Source organism: Devosia nitrariae (assembly GCF_030160115.1).
Classification (GTDB): domain Bacteria; phylum Pseudomonadota; class Alphaproteobacteria; order Rhizobiales; family Devosiaceae; genus Devosia; species Devosia nitrariae.
In genome coordinates this window covers 335052-349664 of the sequence record NZ_BSNS01000024.1, presented here as the reverse complement: position 1 = coordinate 349664, position 14613 = coordinate 335052, and the positions used below count along the sequence as shown (strand labels likewise).

The 14613-nt window shown below is 63.5% G+C and carries 16 protein-coding genes; 7 read left to right on the top strand and 9 right to left on the bottom strand.

The features are described 5' to 3' along the window. Positions 1 to 79 precede the first annotated feature (79 nt). From QQK18_RS24725 to QQK18_RS24710, 4 genes are read right to left on the bottom strand one after another with little or no spacing between them, the layout of a single operon-like run. Positions 80 to 1621, bottom strand: a complete 1542-nt coding sequence (locus tag QQK18_RS24725) for a Ppx/GppA phosphatase family protein (protein WP_284343064.1) — start codon at positions 1619 to 1621, stop codon at positions 80 to 82. Then, positions 1618 to 3789 carry an RNA degradosome polyphosphate kinase gene (locus QQK18_RS24720; RefSeq protein ID WP_284343063.1) on the bottom strand — a complete coding sequence of 724 codons (2172 nt, stop codon included), beginning with the start codon at positions 3787 to 3789 and terminating at the stop codon, positions 1618 to 1620. The genes QQK18_RS24725 and QQK18_RS24720 overlap by 4 nt, the downstream gene beginning before the upstream one ends. Beyond that, the gene (locus QQK18_RS24715) at positions 3782 to 4555 is read right to left on the bottom strand and encodes a P-loop NTPase family protein (protein ID WP_284343062.1); all 774 of its coding nucleotides are present in this window, start codon (positions 4553 to 4555) and stop codon (positions 3782 to 3784) included. Before QQK18_RS24715 ends, QQK18_RS24720 begins: the two co-directional genes overlap by 8 nt. Beyond that, the gene (locus QQK18_RS24710) at positions 4533 to 5624 is read right to left on the bottom strand and encodes an AI-2E family transporter (RefSeq protein WP_284343061.1); all 1092 of its coding nucleotides are present in this window, start codon (positions 5622 to 5624) and stop codon (positions 4533 to 4535) included. Before QQK18_RS24710 ends, QQK18_RS24715 begins: the two co-directional genes overlap by 23 nt. Before the next feature lie 133 nt (positions 5625 to 5757). Between QQK18_RS24710 and purM the strand changes: the two genes are divergently transcribed. The 3 genes from purM to QQK18_RS24695 are packed head-to-tail and all read left to right on the top strand — an operon-like array spanning position 5758 to position 7912. After that, entirely contained in the window at positions 5758 to 6834 is a 1077-nt protein-coding gene (gene purM / locus QQK18_RS24705) for a phosphoribosylformylglycinamidine cyclo-ligase (protein ID WP_284343317.1), read from the top strand. Then, positions 6831 to 7415, top strand: a complete 585-nt coding sequence (gene purN / locus QQK18_RS24700) for a phosphoribosylglycinamide formyltransferase (RefSeq protein WP_284343060.1) — start codon at positions 6831 to 6833, stop codon at positions 7413 to 7415. Before purM ends, purN begins: the two co-directional genes overlap by 4 nt. After that, a complete protein-coding gene (locus QQK18_RS24695; RefSeq protein WP_284343059.1) occupies positions 7415 to 7912 on the top strand; it encodes a P-loop nucleotide/nucleoside kinase family protein in 498 nt (165 codons plus the stop codon). The genes purN and QQK18_RS24695 overlap by 1 nt, the downstream gene beginning before the upstream one ends. Positions 7913 to 8009: 97 nt before the next feature. Here the strand turns inward: QQK18_RS24695 and QQK18_RS24690 are convergent, their stop codons facing one another. After that, positions 8010 to 8912 carry a 5'-methylthioadenosine/S-adenosylhomocysteine nucleosidase gene (locus tag QQK18_RS24690; RefSeq protein WP_284343058.1) on the bottom strand — a complete coding sequence of 301 codons (903 nt, stop codon included), beginning with the start codon at positions 8910 to 8912 and terminating at the stop codon, positions 8010 to 8012. Positions 8913 to 9097: 185 nt separating this feature from the next. On the opposite strand from QQK18_RS24690, the gene QQK18_RS24685 reads away from it, so the two are divergent. Both QQK18_RS24685 and QQK18_RS24680 read left to right on the top strand, forming a co-directional pair. Beyond that, complete coding sequence (locus QQK18_RS24685) at positions 9098 to 9988, top strand: DMT family transporter (RefSeq protein WP_284343057.1); 891 nt, start codon at positions 9098 to 9100, stop codon at positions 9986 to 9988. A gap of 32 nt (positions 9989 to 10020) precedes the next feature. Continuing rightward, positions 10021 to 10398 carry a VOC family protein gene (locus tag QQK18_RS24680; protein WP_284343056.1) on the top strand — a complete coding sequence of 126 codons (378 nt, stop codon included), beginning with the start codon at positions 10021 to 10023 and terminating at the stop codon, positions 10396 to 10398. 14 nt (positions 10399 to 10412) lie between these two features. On the opposite strand, the gene gatB is transcribed toward QQK18_RS24680, so the two are convergent. From gatB to QQK18_RS24665, 3 genes are all read right to left on the bottom strand, one after another. Continuing rightward, entirely contained in the window at positions 10413 to 11894 is a 1482-nt protein-coding gene (gene gatB, locus QQK18_RS24675; RefSeq protein ID WP_284343055.1) for an Asp-tRNA(Asn)/Glu-tRNA(Gln) amidotransferase subunit GatB, read from the bottom strand. 85 nt (positions 11895 to 11979) lie between these two features. Further along, positions 11980 to 12492 (bottom strand): GNAT family N-acetyltransferase, encoded by a 513-nt coding sequence (locus QQK18_RS24670; RefSeq protein ID WP_284343054.1) that lies wholly within the window; start codon positions 12490 to 12492, stop codon positions 11980 to 11982. Between the two features lie 11 nt (positions 12493 to 12503). Beyond that, the gene (locus tag QQK18_RS24665) at positions 12504 to 12818 is read right to left on the bottom strand and encodes a chorismate mutase (protein WP_284343053.1); all 315 of its coding nucleotides are present in this window, start codon (positions 12816 to 12818) and stop codon (positions 12504 to 12506) included. 323 nt (positions 12819 to 13141) lie between these two features. Here QQK18_RS24665 and QQK18_RS24660 point away from each other — a divergent pair, with 323 nt between their 5' ends. Both QQK18_RS24660 and QQK18_RS24655 read left to right on the top strand, forming a co-directional pair. Beyond that, positions 13142 to 13399, top strand: a complete 258-nt coding sequence (locus tag QQK18_RS24660) for a YjhX family toxin (RefSeq protein WP_284343052.1) — start codon at positions 13142 to 13144, stop codon at positions 13397 to 13399. A gap of 123 nt (positions 13400 to 13522) precedes the next feature. Continuing rightward, entirely contained in the window at positions 13523 to 13996 is a 474-nt protein-coding gene (locus QQK18_RS24655; RefSeq protein WP_284343051.1) for a cell wall hydrolase, read from the top strand. Between the two features lie 74 nt (positions 13997 to 14070). On the opposite strand, the gene QQK18_RS24650 is transcribed toward QQK18_RS24655, so the two are convergent. Then, positions 14071 to 14565 carry a DUF2076 domain-containing protein gene (locus QQK18_RS24650; RefSeq protein ID WP_284343050.1) on the bottom strand — a complete coding sequence of 165 codons (495 nt, stop codon included), beginning with the start codon at positions 14563 to 14565 and terminating at the stop codon, positions 14071 to 14073. Between the last annotated feature and the right edge of the window lie 48 nt (positions 14566 to 14613).

Here is a 14613-nt window from a genome sequence, read left to right as displayed (position 1 = left end):
GGGCGGGATGCGAAAAAAGCGTGTCCCGGACCTGATCCAGGATGGGGACCGGTTCGTAAAGATTCCGCAGCGACAAAAGCTAGGCGATTTTGACAGCCGAAGACCCGAACTGGGCGACACCGGCGAACTGCTCGAGCCGCCCCCGCAGATGCTCACCATCGAGGAAGGCAAGATCGCGCGGCAGGTCGAGCCAGAGCGTGGCACCTTCGACACGGAAGCCGACCCGCGGCAGTACCCCCGGCATAGCCGCCGACATCGGGTAGGCTACACGAAAGAGTGCACCGATCAGCTTGGCCCTGGCGCTCGCTTCGCTGTCGGCAAGGCTGAGCAGCGGCGCAGCAACGCCCTTGCGCTTGATGCCGACATAGCGCACCGCCAGCACCTCCGAAAGAAATGCCCGGCCGGGATGATCGATGCCGTTGAGAGCGCTATAGGCAACTGAATCGATGCTCTGTTCGGCGCGATAGTCCGGATGAGCGCGCCAACCGATATCGGCCAGCAGGCAGGCCACGCGCCGCAACCGCATCTGCTCGTTCGTCTCTTCGAGCCTCGCCGCCGCCACGAACTTATCGGTGAATTCGATGAGATCGCGCGTGTGTGCCGGGGAACGCGAGCGCAGCACCGACATCTCCTCGGCCCCCTGTAGCAGGGGGTCGATCCTCTGTTCGTCCGGGGCGAGCAGGCTGAAGAGAAAGCCTTCGCGCACTCCGAGCGCGGAAAACGTGACCCGGTCGAACCTGCCCGCTTTCAGGACCTCGCCGAGCACGGCCGCACCGAACGGCACCAGTTCACGGCGCGAGGAACTGGCATGCTCCGATCCCGGATAGCTCTTGTTGCTCCCTCCGGCCGAAACGATCTCGCTGCAAAGCTTGATCATGTCATCCGCCCGCACAGTGTAGTGCTGAACCATGTGCAGGGGATAGCCGCGCAGGTTCTGGTGGATCTTGGCGAGGGTGCGCCACGTCCCGCCGATGGCGCAGAATGTACCATCGCGCCGATTGGCGTTGAGCGAGGCACTCCTGAGCCGGCTCCTGACGATCTCGGTAGCCCTGGTGGGTGAGCCACCGCTGTCATCCTGCAGGCGGATCACGCCCAGCTCATAGGTCTCGCCATTGGTGTCGGACCCGTCGGCGATGCTCGAGAGTTCGAGGCTCCCGCCACCCAGATCGCCGACCATTCCGATGAAATCGGGATACCCCGCGACGACGCCGAGGGCCGCGTAATGAGCTTCCTCCTCGCCGCTGAGCACATTGACCCGCACGTCCATGATGGCCTCGACCGCTTCAACGAACGCGTCGCGGTTGGACGCGTCGCGTACAGCCGAGGTCGCCAGGACATGCACTTGGCCCGTGCGCATGAGCCGTGCAACGAGAGCGAAGCGCTTGATGGCCGTCAGCGCCCGCGCGACATTCTCGTCGGCCAGCCGTCCGTTGGCGGCCATACCGCGCCCAAGGGCACAGGCGACCTTTTCGTTGTAGAGCGGCGTCAACGATCGGGCATGGCGCTCATAGACGACGAGGCGAACCGAGTTCGAACCGATATCGAGCACGGCAACGGGGCTGGCGCCCTTGATACGGCCCTGCGCGGTCGGATCGGCGTCGACGCCCCAGTATTGGTTCACTCGCTGCCCTCGTCGCCTTCATGCACACCCGCGCTGCCCCGTCCGGAGAGCGAAGGATTGGTCATGAAATAGTTATGCGCGTTGAAGGGGTCCTCCCCCTCCTTGACGCGCACCCGGTGCGAGCTGCCATCCGGCAACACTTCCCAGCTTTGCTGGTTGTCGCGCAGATATGCAACGATGATCCTGTCCAGAATCTGCTTATGCACGGTCTTGTTGAGAATCGGCACCATGACCTCGACGCGCCCGTCGAGGTTGCGCTGCATGATGTCGGCCGAGGACATGTAGACCGTGGCGCGCGGCGAAGGCATCGGCTCACCATTGCCGAAGCAATAGATCCGCGAGTGTTCGAGGAAGCGGCCAACCACCGACTTCACGCGGATATTGTCCGAAAAACCGGGAATACCCGGCCGCAGACAGCAAATACCGCGCGCGATGATGTCGATCTGCACGCCAGCCTTGCTCGCATCGTAGAGCGCATCGATGATCTCCGGATCGACGAGTGAGTTCATCTTAAAGATGATCCAAGCCGGCTGTCCCTGCTGCGCGAACCCGACTTCTCGCCGGATCTGATCGAGCAGCGTCTGGCGCAGGTTGACCGGTGACACGGCGATGGTTTCGAGTTCAGTTGGGCGCGCGTAGCCCGTAATGAAGTTGAACACCCGCGCCACGTCCCGGGTGATCGCAGGGTCGATGGTGAAATAGCTGAGGTCGGTATAGATCTTGGCAGTGATCGGGTGATAGTTGCCCGTACCGATATGGCAGTAGCTGACGAGCTTGCCCTTCTCGCGCCGCACTACCTGGCTGAGCTTGGCATGCGTCTTGAGCTCGATGAAGCCGAACACCACCTGCGCGCCCGCCCGCTCCAGATCGCGCGCCCAGCGGATGTTTGCTTCCTCGTCGAAGCGCGCCTTGAGCTCGACGAGACAGGTGACCGACTTGCCCGCTTCTGCCGCGACGATCAGTGCCTTGACGATCGGACTGTCGGGCGAAGTGCGATAGAGCGTCTGCTTGATGGCGACGACGTCGGGATCGCGCGCCGCCTGCATCAGGAACTGCGCCACCACGTCGAAGCTCTCGAACGGATGATGGACAAGAATGTCCTTGGCCCGGATCGCCGCGAAGCTGTCCCCGTTATAGTCGCGGATGCGCTCGGGAAAGCGCACGTGATTGGGCGGAAACTTGAGGTCGGGGCGTTCAATGTCGCAGATGTTGCGCGCGTCGGCCAATCCAAGGAACCCCTGGACCTGGAAGGTGTCGGCTTCCGTCACGCCGAGTTGCTCGCTGATCTGGCGTTTCAGGGCCCGCGGCATCGACTGCTCGATCTCGAGCCGGATGACCTGGCCTCGCCGGCGCTGGCGCAGTGCCGATTCGAATTCGACCACAAGGTCCGCCGCCTCGTCGTCGATTTCGATTTCGCTGTCGCGGATCAGCCGGAAGGCGCCGGAGCCCACGACCTCGTGGCCCGGGAACATCTTGTGGAAGAAGAGCTTGACCAGCGTGTCGATGGTGACGACCTCGCTGCGCCCTTCCGAGGCGAGCCCCGAGGGCAGGTTGATGAACCGGTCGATGTTGGACGGAATGCGCACAAGCGCCGTCAACGGCAGATCGCCGTTGGGACGCTTGAGCTCGAAGGCGAGCGCGATGCCGAGATTGGGGATGAAGGGAAAAGGATGGGCCGGGTCCACAGCGATTGGCGTCAGGACCGGAAAGATCTCCTCCCGGAAGAGCTTTTCGAGATAGGCAACCTGCTCGCCCGAAAGATCATCGGATTCATGGATGACGACGTTCTGCTCGAACAGTTCCTCACGCAGCGTCTGCCAGTGATCCTGCTGCTCGAGCTGCAGGTGCTGGGCGAGCGTGGTGATTTCCTCGATCTGCTCGCTGGGTGTGAGCCCGTCGGCGCTTTGCTTGGCGAGGCCCGCGCGGATCTGCCCTTTCAGTCCGGCAACCCGGACCATATAGAACTCGTCGAGGTTGTTGGCCGAAATGGACACGAACCTCAGGCGCTCGAGCAATGGATGGTTTTCGTTCCCGGCCTCCTCGAGCACCCGCATGTTGAACTGGAGCCAGCTCACCTCGCGATTGACGAACCGCGCCGGGCTCTGCCGCAACGCGTGGGCATCCGGAGCGCCTGTTTCCACCTCGTTGAACTCGGTCATCTCATTCATGGTCGTCGCTTTCCGGATGGTCGTCGGGCGCCTCGCCTCGTTCGATACGGCGGCGTTCGAGGGCTTCTGCGGCAATCTTGCGGGTTATCGCAGTTCCTCTGGTAAGCGCCAGGTGGTCCATCAGGCCGCAAAGCGCTACTGCCTCTTCGGTGGAGCGTTCCATGCGCGCCACCAGATAGGCAATGATCTTGGGATCAACAGTGATCTGACGATCACCGAACAATTTCACGAACATGTGTGACAATTGGATGTCGTCGGTCATCTCCACCGTGAAGGCGACCGCCCGGCGCGCGCGTGAGCGCACGTCGTTGGTGCGGAACGGCCAGCTCTCGATCGGTTCACGCGCCGTCAGCAGCAGGGGCCGCTGATCACGCATGCTTTGGTTGAGGAGGTGGAAGACGGCATCCTCGTCATAGCCAAGCCTGTCGACGTCTTCGACGATGACCGGTTCCGCCCCGCCTCGGGCTGCGATGGTCTCGATCGCCTCGGGCGGCGCGGTGACCGCGCCGCTGCGGTCGGCAAAGATGCGCGCGAGGTGCGATTTTCCCGCCTTGGCCGAACCGACCAGCAAGGTCAGCGGGTCGGGCCAGTGCGGAAAAGCCGCGATACGCTCATAGGCGAGGCGGTTGCCCTCGCCTATGATAAAATCGTCTTCGGCATGTGACGGCGTATGGCCGAAATCGAGGACAAGCTGCCCGTCCGGTCCGAGCGGCCGGTCGGCCGGCAGAGCCGCGGCCACGGGATCAGGCTGGAGTCTCGTCGCCACCCTCGCCACCGTCCTGTCCGAGATAGAGCGTACTTGCCTTGTACTTGCGCACGCCGTAGCGCACCAGCACTCCGCCGATCGCCGCCAGCGGCACGGCCAGCAGCAGCCCGACGAAGCCGAACAGAAACCCGAACGCCAGGAGCGCGAACATCAGCCATACCGGATTGATGTTGATGCTCGATCCCACCAGCTTGGGGTAGAGGATGTTTCCCTCGAGGAACTGTCCGATCATGTAGATAGCAAAGATCACCGCAACCAGCCACCAGTTCGGCCAGAACTGGACGATCGCGACCCCCATCGACAACACGAATCCGATGGCGAAACCAACGAACGGCACGAAGCTGAAGAGGCCCCCTATGAGCCCGATCGCCAAGCCGAAATTGAGGCCCGCCAGGGTCAGGGCCGTGGAATAGAATACCGCCAGGATTAGGATCACGCTGCCCTGCCCGCGAATAACGCCGGCCATGGAGCTGTCGATCTCGGCAAGGATATCGCGGATCTCTTCCGCTTGCTGGACCGGCAGCAGGTTGTTGATCCCGCGCACCATACTCTCCCAGTCGAGCAGCATGTAGAACGCCACAACCGGGGTGAAGACGATGAAGCCGATGGCGCTGATGACCGACCAGCCGCTGGCCAGAACCTCCGCAGAAATAGCGCCGACCAGCCCCACGCCTCGCCCCAGCAGGTCGGTGAGCGTTGCCTCGAGCCGGGCGGCCTGCTCCGGGCCCAGCCATGCGTTGAGCTCCGGGGCCCAGCGGCGCGCCAGGCTCTGCAGATCGCTGGCATAGCCCGGCAGCCGCTGGACGAGCCCGACCACCTGCTGGCCGACGAGCGGCACGAGCATGAAGAAGAGGCCGAGAATGATGGCGACCACCCCCAGCAGCACCACGGCCGTCGCCCAACCTCGGTTGAACCGCCACTTCTGCAGATGGTTGACCAGTGGATTGAGGAGATAGGCAAGCGCCGCGCCGACGACGAATGGCAGCAGGATTCCCCGAAATATCCAGAGGACCAGCAGCAGGACCACGAAGAACGCGATCCAGATCAGCACTTGATTTCGCAGTGTCATCGGCCGGCCGACCCTTGCGTCGCTGTGGTGGAGAGGCTATCAGCGCTGTTAGCGGTCGGCCCCCGAAAGTGCAACACCGGTCTTGACGCACGCCGCCGCGTTGGCCGCCCAAATCCCCAACTGGCTCGAGCACATGTCCGACGCGCGAAACCTGCCATCAAACGGCCTGTCCTACAAGCAGGCAGGGGTCGATATCGATGCAGGCAACGCCCTTGTCGAGGCGATCAAGCCGGCGGTGAGGTCCACCCGCCGGTCGGGCGCCGACGGCGAGATCGGCGGTTTCGGAGGGCTTTTCGACCTCAAAGCCGCGGGCTTTGCCGATCCGGTCCTGGTCGCCGCCAACGACGGTGTAGGCACCAAGCTCAAGATCGCCATCGACACCGACAACCACGCCACTATCGGCATCGACCTGGTGGCCATGTGCGTCAACGACATCGTTGTCCAAGGCGCAGAACCTCTCTTCTTTCTCGACTATCTGGCGACCGGCCAGCTCGATGTGGCGCAGGGACTCGCGATCGTCGAAGGCATCGCCGAGGGCTGCCGCATCGCCGGCTGCGCCCTGATCGGCGGCGAAACCGCCGAGATGCCCGGCATGTATCATGGCAAGGACTATGACCTTGCCGGCTTCGCGGTCGGCGCCGCCGAGCGCGGGTCGCTCCTGCCGCGGCGCGACGTCGCCGCCGGTGACGTGCTCGTCGCAATCGCCTCGTCGGGTGTCCATTCCAACGGCTATTCGCTGGTCCGCAAGATCATCGAGGTCGGCGGTGCCGACTGGTACATGGAGGCGCCGTTCGCGCCCGGCCAGTCGCTGGCCGAGGCTCTGCTCACCCCGACCCGGATCTATGTCAGGCCCATCCTGTCGGCGCTGAAGGCCGGCATCGGCATCAAGGCCCTCGCCCACATCACCGGCGGCGGCTTCATCGACAATATCCCGCGCGTCCTGCCCGAAGAGCTGGCCGCAGACATCGACCTCGGCAGGATCGCGGTGCCACGAGTGTTCGGCTGGCTGGCGCGCGTTGGCGGCATGGACGAGCGCGAGATGCTGCGCACTTTCAACTGCGGCGTCGGCATGCTGGCCGCCGTCGCCGAGGACGATGCCGAGCGGCTTGTCGAGCACCTGACGGCCGCCGGAGAGACCGCGGCAATCGTTGGCTCGCTGGCCGGGCGCACCGGCGAACCGGTGACCTTCACCGGAACCCTCGCCCTATGAGGCGCAAGCGCGTCGCGATCCTGATTTCCGGGCGCGGCTCCAATATGTCGGCGCTGATCGAGGCGGCCAAGGCCCCGGACTACCCTGCCGAGATCGTTGGTGTCTTCTCCAACCGCGCCGCCGCCAAGGGCCTGGAGACTGCCGCGGCCGAAGGCATCGCCACCAAGTCCCTGGCGCAGTCGAGCTACGAAAGCCGTGAGGCCTTTGACGATGCGATCGGCCAGGTGCTGGAGGCCTGGCAGGTCGATATCGTCTGCCTTGCCGGCTTCATGCGCATCTTCACGCCGAGGTTCGTCGAGCGCTGGCAGGGACGCATCATCAACATCCACCCGTCGCTGCTGCCGCTCTATCGCGGGCTCGACACGCATGCCCGGGCCTTGGCCGACAAGGTGGCCGAACACGGTTGCAGCGTGCATTTCGTCACGCCCGGGCTGGACGAAGGGCCGGTCATCCTCCAGGCCAAGGTGCCGGTACTGTCCGACGATACGCCGGAAACCCTCGCAGCCCGGGTGCTCGTTGAAGAGCACCGCCTCTACCCGGAGGCGTTGCGCAAACTTGCCGCCGGCGAGGTGCGCCCCTGATGCTGATCATTCTCGGAGGCCTGCCGGGTAGCGGCAAGACAACCGTCGCCAAGGCACTGGCCTCCCACCTCCGCGCCGCCCATATCCGCGTCGACAGCATCGAGCAGGCCTTGCTGCGTACGGGCGAAGCGGAAAAGATCGAAACCGCCGGCTATGCCATCGCTCTTGCGGTCGCCGCCGATTGCCTCAGGGCAGGCGCCACCGTCATCGCCGACAGCGTCAATCCTCTTGCCGTGACCCGCGACGCCTGGCGGGCGGTAGCAGCCGAAGCCCGAGTGGGCGCCCTCGAAGTCGAGATCGTCTGCTCCGATCCCGGCGAACACCGTCGGCGGGTCGAGACGCGGGCGGCCGATATTCCCGGTCATGTCCAGCCCACATGGACGCAAGTGGTCGAGCGCGAATACCACTCCTGGACCAGCGCCGATCTCGTCATCGATACGGCGTCGACCCAAGCCGACGCCGCAGTGGCTGAGATAGTAGCGCGGTTCCGGGACTAGAGCTTTTCACGTTCCGAGTGGATCGGAACGTGCTCTAAGTCATTGGATTCCGCGTTTTCGAACCGCAGAAGTGGTGTCCACTTTCGCTGAAAACGCTCTAAGGCAGCGCGGCCAGGAACGCCTTCACCACCGCCGCCGAGTTGGCCGAAGCCAACCCCATGAACGTACCCATTTCGTTCTCGCCCTCTCCGCCGCCGGCAAGATCGGAGAGCGAGCGGAACGCGATGAACGGCACGTCATTGGCATAGGCGACATGGGCGACGGCCGCGCTCTCCATATCGAGAACCTCTGCCTCGAACGTCTCGAAGGCATATTCGCGGAATGCCGCGTTGTCGACGAACGCTGCGCCGGAAACGCCGTTGCCGCCGACGAATATTCCCGGGTCGTGCGTAAGGCATTGGTTCTCGGGAACACAGTCCGAGAGATCGAGTTCGACAGCAACCGTCTCGGCGACAGCCAACAGTTCGGCATCGACCGGGAACCAGAACCTGTCCTCGGGCTCCGCCCCGTCCCTCGCGACGGTGACATTCTGCGGAAAGATCATCCCGAAGTTCGGGTGCGGCGCCTCGAGGAACGGCGGCGGCACGAAATCGCCGTCGACCTCGCGCGCCAGGATGACGTCGAGATACTGCCCCCACTGGGCCGGCACGATGACGTCTCCGATATGCCGCGACGGATCGACGCCGCCGGCAATTCCCGAGAAGACGATGCTCTCGATGTTGAAATGGTTGATGGCGAGCTGCGAGGTCATGGCGGCGTTGACCATACTGACGCCCGTCAGGAACAGGACCACGGGCTTGCCTTCGATCGCTCCGGTCGCAAAGGTGATGCCGTTGAGGGTGTGGTCGACCCGGTCCGAAAGCGCCTCCTGCAACGCCACCCATTCGGGCGCGAAAGCCGACATCACGGCGATCCGCGGCGTTTCATCCAGGGTTTCGGCAGCCCCGGCCGGCAGGGCGAGCGACACGGCGGCGATGGCGAGAACGATTGTCTTGTGCACCAGACGATTCCTCCAAGGTTGAAGCCGGATAAGCTAAGCAGCCTGCAACGCCTGCGGTATCGATTTCTGCGCATGGCAGACTTCCAGGCCAGCCATCACGGAAATTCATCAGGCTCATCGTCAAAATCGGTTCGACCGGCTCCGGCGGGAGGCGTATCTTCCGCCTTTCGGACGGGAGACAAACAATGGCATTGCGCGACTGGCTCTGGGTGATCCTCCTCGGCGCAATCTGGGGAACGTCGTTCCTGTTCAACGGCATCCTGATTCGCGAGATCGGTCCCCTTTGGGTCTCGGCTGGCCGGGTCGCCATTGGCGCGGCGGGCTGCTGGGCTTTCTTCCTCGTCCTTGGCAAGAGCCTGCCGACCAACAAGTGGCTATACCTGCACTTCCTGGTGCTCGGCATCCTCAGCTATACGATCCCGTTCGCCCTCTTCCCGCTGAGCCAGGAGCATCTGGCCGCCGGCGTAGCCGCCATCGTCAACGCCATGACCCCGATCATGACGGTGATCGTCTCGCACTACTGGCCGGGCGGGGAAAAGGCGACGTGGAACAAGTCCCTTGGTGTGCTCGCCGGTTTCACCGGTGTTGCCATGCTGGCCTCGCCGGCGCTCGTGGGCGGTGGTGCCTCGCAGCTCTGGGCGATCGGTGCTTGCCTGCTCGCGACGTTCTGCTACGCGATCAGCCTCAACTACACACGCTCACTCGGCAAGATCGACGCCTCGGTGATGGCTGCCTGCGCACTGACAGGCGCGACCATCGCGGCCGTTCCCCTCGCCCTCCTGGTGCACGGAACGCCGCACCTGGCAACGATCGAGGGCTGGGCATCGATCTTGGGCATCGGCATCCTGGCGACCGCCTTCGCTTTCCAGATCATGTACCGCATCCTGCCCAGGATCGGCGCCACCAACTTCTCAGTGGTGACGTTCCTCGCGCCGGTGTCGGCGATCATCCTCGGCTTTGCCATCCTCAATGAAACCATCGAGCCCGCCCACATCTTCGGCATGGTCGGCATCTTCATCGGCCTACTGCTGATTGACGGCCGGGTGGTCAGACGCTGGCGGCGCAGCCCTGCCTGACGCTGCGAAGACTCGCGCATAGGATCAAGCCCATGCAGGTGCGCGCGCTCGACCACATCGTACTTTGCGTCCGCGACGTCGCCGCGACGCGCGACTACTACACACGGGTGCTGGGCATGGAACCCCGTGAGGAGCGTCCGGGCAAATGGTCGCTTCACTTCGGCGCTAACAAGATCAGTCTGCAGGACGCAACGCGATCGCCGAGCATCGCCCGCGACACCGTTCCAGGCAGTGGGAACTTCTGCCTGCTGACCGATTCGCCGATGAACGACATACTCGCGCATCTCGAGCAGGAAGGGGTCGAGATCGTAGATGGGCCTGGCGAGCGGGCCGGCGCGACCGGTCCAATCGTCTCGGTTTATTTCAAGGATCCGGACGGCAACCTTGTCGAAGTGAGCAATAAGCGCTGATCGGTCGGGTCAGTCTACTCGATGCCGAGCTTTTCCTTCATCAGCGCGTTGAGCGCCTGCGGGTTGGCCTTGCCGCCCGAAGCTTTCATCGCCTGGCCGACAAACCAGCCGATCATCGTCGGCTTGGCCTTGACCTTCTCGACCTGTTCGGGATTGGCGGCGATGATCTCGTCGACGATCTTCTCGATCGCCCCCATGTCGGTCACCTGCTTCATGCCGCGTTTCTCGACGATCTCAGCAGGATCGCCGCCTTCGCTCCAGACGACCTCGAAGAGGTCCTTGCCGATCTTGCCGGAGATATCGCCCTTGGCGATGAGCTCGACGATGCCGCCGAGTTGCGCGGCCGAGATCGGGCTGGTGGTGACGTCCATGCCTTCCTTGTTGAGGCGGGCGAAGAATTCGTTGATCATCCAGTTGGCGGCGAGCTTGCCGTCGCGACCCTTGGCGACTTCCTCGTAAAAGTCGGCCGCCTCGCGGTCGAGCGTCAGGACCATCGCGTCATAGTGGGTCACGCCATACTGGGCGACGAACCTCTCGGCCTTCTCGTCCGGCAGTTCCGGCAGGTGCTGCGCCAGATCCTCGATGAAGGTATCGTCGAACTCGAGCGGCAGGAGGTCCGGGTCGGGGAAATAGCGGTAGTCGTGAGCCTCTTCCTTTGAGCGCATCGAGCGGGTCTGGCCGAGCCTGGGGTCGAACAGCCGCGTCTCCTGGTCGATCACCCCGCCATCCTCGAGAACGTCGATCTGACGACGCACCTCGTATTCGATCGCCTGGCCGGCAAAGCGGATGGAATTGACGTTCTTGATCTCGCAGCGCGTGCCGAACGCACCGCCGGGCTTGCGCACCGAGACATTGACGTCGGCGCGCATCGAACCCTGTTCCATATTGCCATCGCAGGTACCGAGGTACCTGAGGATCGTGCGCAACTTCGAGAGATAAGCCTTGGCTTCCTCGGAAGACCTGAGGTCGGGCTTGGAAACGATCTCCATCAGGGCCACGCCCGAACGGTTGAGGTCGACGAAGCTCATGCTCGGGTGCTGGTCGTGGATCGATTTACCCGCATCCTGTTCGAGGTGCAGCCGCTCGATGCCGATCTCGATGATCTCCCCGTCGACATCGAGCAGCACCTTGCCCTCGCCCACGATCGGATCCTTGAACTGGCTGATCTGGTAGCCCTGCGGCAGGTCAGGATAGAAGTAGTTCTTGCGGTCGAAGATCGAGCGCTTGTTGATCTTTGCCTTGAGACCCAGTCCCGTCCGCACCGCCTGACGCACGCATTCGGCATTGATCACCGGAAGCATGCCGGGCATGGCCGCGTCGACGAACGAGACATTGGAATTGGGCGGGTTGCCGAACTGGGTCGAAGAGCCGGAGAAGAGCTTGCTCTCCGAGGTGACCTGCGCATGCACCTCCATGCCGATGATGACTTCCCAATCACCGGTCGAACCCGAAACGAAATTCTTGGGATTGGGCGTACGTGTGTCGATGATGGTCACGAGGGGAGTCCTAGCGGGCAAACGTCAAACTTGCGGCCAAACGCATAAAGCGCCGGGCCGCGCGATGCAATCGGTCGGGATAATCCTAGTCGTCGTCTTCGATGTCGCCGTCAAAGGGATTGAGGCGTTTTTCGAGGTGCACGCTCATGAACGGTTCGTGCGCCGCCCGCCCGTCCGGGCGAAGCGCCAGGATGCGATAGCCCTGCCGCTCGTAGAAACGCACCGCGCGCACGTTGTCGGCCGGTGTTTCAAGATGCACGCGTTCGGCGCCTTCCAGCTCGAGCATGGATTCCATGCGCCGCAAAAGCATGGAGCCGATGCCCTGGCTTTGCAGCTCCGGCATGACGAACAGGAACGGAACATACGCCCTGCCCCGCGCCCGCGAGCACCAGCCGACCGGGACGCCGTCGATTTCGGCCACGATGATCCGCTCGAGCGCCTCGCCCACCGCCAGCGTGAGCCGCCTTTGCTCGGCCTGCCGCATGCCTGGGCGTTCCTTGAGTAGCGGCAGTATTCCTGTCGCCCAGGCATCGTACGCGATCCGCGCCAGTATCGGCGCATCCGGTCGTTCGGCTTTGCGGATAACCACCACAGACATGGAAGGCCTCGCTATTCTGCGCGACGGCGCGCGACAATGATGCCCTTTTCGTAATTGATATTCCAGTCGATGAGCGTACGCCAGATAAGTTCGACCTGATCCTCGTCAAGATCAAGGCCGATAGCGCGTTCACGCTGCTTCTCGACGATCGATTCGATCCGCGCCTTGTCATAGGCCTCGTGAGGATCGGTCTTGATTTGCGCCATGCGCGTCACATACCGATGCCGCTCGGCGAACAACGCGAGCAGTGCCTGATCGACCCTGTCGATCTCGGCCCGCACGTCTTCCTTGGTCTGGCATTCCGCTGGCGATTTGACGGCTGTCACTGGCGATTGTCCTTCCGATCCGGGAGTCGATGTGTTGCTGGTTTGCACCGGCGCGCGCGGCTTGGCAACCGCTCGCCGAACCAGGCCTTCCGTCCGCAGCGCTTTTCGCCTTATCTTCGCACCGGCTCTACCGGAGTGTTTATGTCTAGTCTGTCTGAGGCCTGCTGAGGCCCCGCCTGTCGTGCTGCATGCTCAACGCATGTCGATGGAGCGGGGCGACACCAACCAGACTGCCGCCACGCGTGAGGCTGGCGGCGGTCCGTTTGTGTTCGCGGGTAAAGAGCAGTGCGCCTGCCGCCCGCCTGACAGGCTCCAACAGCACAATGGATATTTCGAGACAGGAACAGCGAGTGCTGCATACGCTCGCACAAGGCGGCATGATCGTCGCGCTGAAGAATGGCGACGGCAGGATCGCAGGCTTCGAATTCTACAACCGCGACGGCTGGCTGATCACCGAGTTCGACCAGCGCCTCTTCCGCAAGCTCAAGGCCAAGAAGGCGATCGCCTCGTCCGGCGGCCGCCCCTATCGCATCACCAGACGCGGCCTCGAGCTGGTGCGTAGCGAGGTCGACAATCGCTAATGCCCATAGCCTTAAAAAGGAGCCCGCGCCTACGTTAAGGAAGACTTAACCGTGTCGGCCAGTCCTTTGTTAAGGCTGGTCGATCAAATTGTAATGACTTTCGGCCGGCCGGGGACCCGAGCAATGACGCTTATCGCTCAGACAATTATGCGCGCTTGCGCCGCGGCGATGCTCGCCAGCAGCCTCGGGGCCTGCAGCCTCTTCGGCATCCAGTTCGGCACCGCGCGCCTCTCCGAAAAGGAATGCCTGATGCGAGCCATGTATTTCGAGTCCAACCGCTCGAGCGCCGAGGGTATGCTCGCCGTCGGCACCGTGGTGATGAACCGGCTCTACGATGCCGAATACCCCAAGACCGTTTGCGGCGTCGTCGGTCAGAAGAACCAGTTCGCCAATGGCGTGCTCTCCCGGCGGATGACCGATTCCGGCGTCGTCCTTGCCGCGCAGATGGCCGATCGGGTAATGCGGGGGGAGCGACACTCGGGTGTCGGCCCCGCCCAGCATTTCCATACCGCCGGCCTCAGGTTCCCCTACAACAACATGTATTACGTGCTGGAAGCAGGCGGCAACGAGTTCTACATCAAGACGCGCAGCCGCTAGGCGGTGAGAGGAAGCGTGAGAGCTGCTGTTCCTGAAGCCGCGACAGGGACGTCCGGATCGTCCGTGGCAATGATCTAGAAGCCACCGCCGATATCGAAATCACCCCAGTCGTCGCCGCCGAAGTCGCCGCCATCCCCGCTGGGCTCGGGCTCGGCGGCCGGTTCAGCCGCCGGCTCCTCCGCTTGCGCACTACCGGTAAAGAGGCCGGCGATGGCGCTACCCAGCAGAAAACCGCCCGTAACGCCGAGTGCCGTCTGTGCCGCGCCGGCAAGGAACCCGCCACCACCGGCACGCTCCTGGCGCCCCTCGCGCTCCCAGGGTCCGCGCACCCTGCCGCCCTCGTCTTCCAGCCGCTCCTCAAGCGCCGCAATCCGCTCGCGCGCCTCGCGCAGGGCCGTTTCCTGAACGAGGATCGTCTGCGCCATGTAGTAGGGCGCCGCCGGCTGGGCCGCGATTTTCTCGCGGATCAGCGCCTCGGCCTCCACGTCCCGTGGTCCGGTGCGCCCGGCAACGTCGTTCAGGCGTCCGAAGAGGTCCTCGATCGCGCCGCGGTCTTCAGGATTGAGCATGGGTCCACTCCCTAATGCGATAGCGGCTAGGGACATGGGGACGGTGGA

Bases quoted from the DNA above. Each gene is read 5' to 3' on its own strand.
- QQK18_RS24720 (WP_284343063.1), bottom strand. From the start codon at position 3,789: ATGAATGAGATGACCGAGTTCAACGAGGTGGAAACAGGCGCTCCGGAT.
- QQK18_RS24710 (WP_284343061.1), bottom strand. From the start codon at position 5,624: ATGACACTGCGAAATCAAGTGCTGATCTGGATCGCGTTCTTCGTGGTC.
- purM (WP_284343317.1), top strand. From the start codon at position 5,758: ATGTCCGACGCGCGAAACCTGCCATCAAACGGCCTGTCCTACAAGCAG.
- purN (WP_284343060.1), top strand. From the start codon at position 6,831: ATGAGGCGCAAGCGCGTCGCGATCCTGATTTCCGGGCGCGGCTCCAAT.
- QQK18_RS24695 (WP_284343059.1), top strand. From the start codon at position 7,415: ATGCTGATCATTCTCGGAGGCCTGCCGGGTAGCGGCAAGACAACCGTC.
- QQK18_RS24685 (WP_284343057.1), top strand. From the start codon at position 9,098: ATGGCATTGCGCGACTGGCTCTGGGTGATCCTCCTCGGCGCAATCTGG.
- QQK18_RS24680 (WP_284343056.1), top strand. From the start codon at position 10,021: ATGCAGGTGCGCGCGCTCGACCACATCGTACTTTGCGTCCGCGACGTC.
- QQK18_RS24670 (WP_284343054.1), bottom strand. From the start codon at position 12,492: ATGTCTGTGGTGGTTATCCGCAAAGCCGAACGACCGGATGCGCCGATA.
- QQK18_RS24660 (WP_284343052.1), top strand. From the start codon at position 13,142: ATGGATATTTCGAGACAGGAACAGCGAGTGCTGCATACGCTCGCACAA.
- QQK18_RS24655 (WP_284343051.1), top strand. From the start codon at position 13,523: ATGACGCTTATCGCTCAGACAATTATGCGCGCTTGCGCCGCGGCGATG.
- QQK18_RS24650 (WP_284343050.1), bottom strand. From the start codon at position 14,565: ATGCTCAATCCTGAAGACCGCGGCGCGATCGAGGACCTCTTCGGACGC.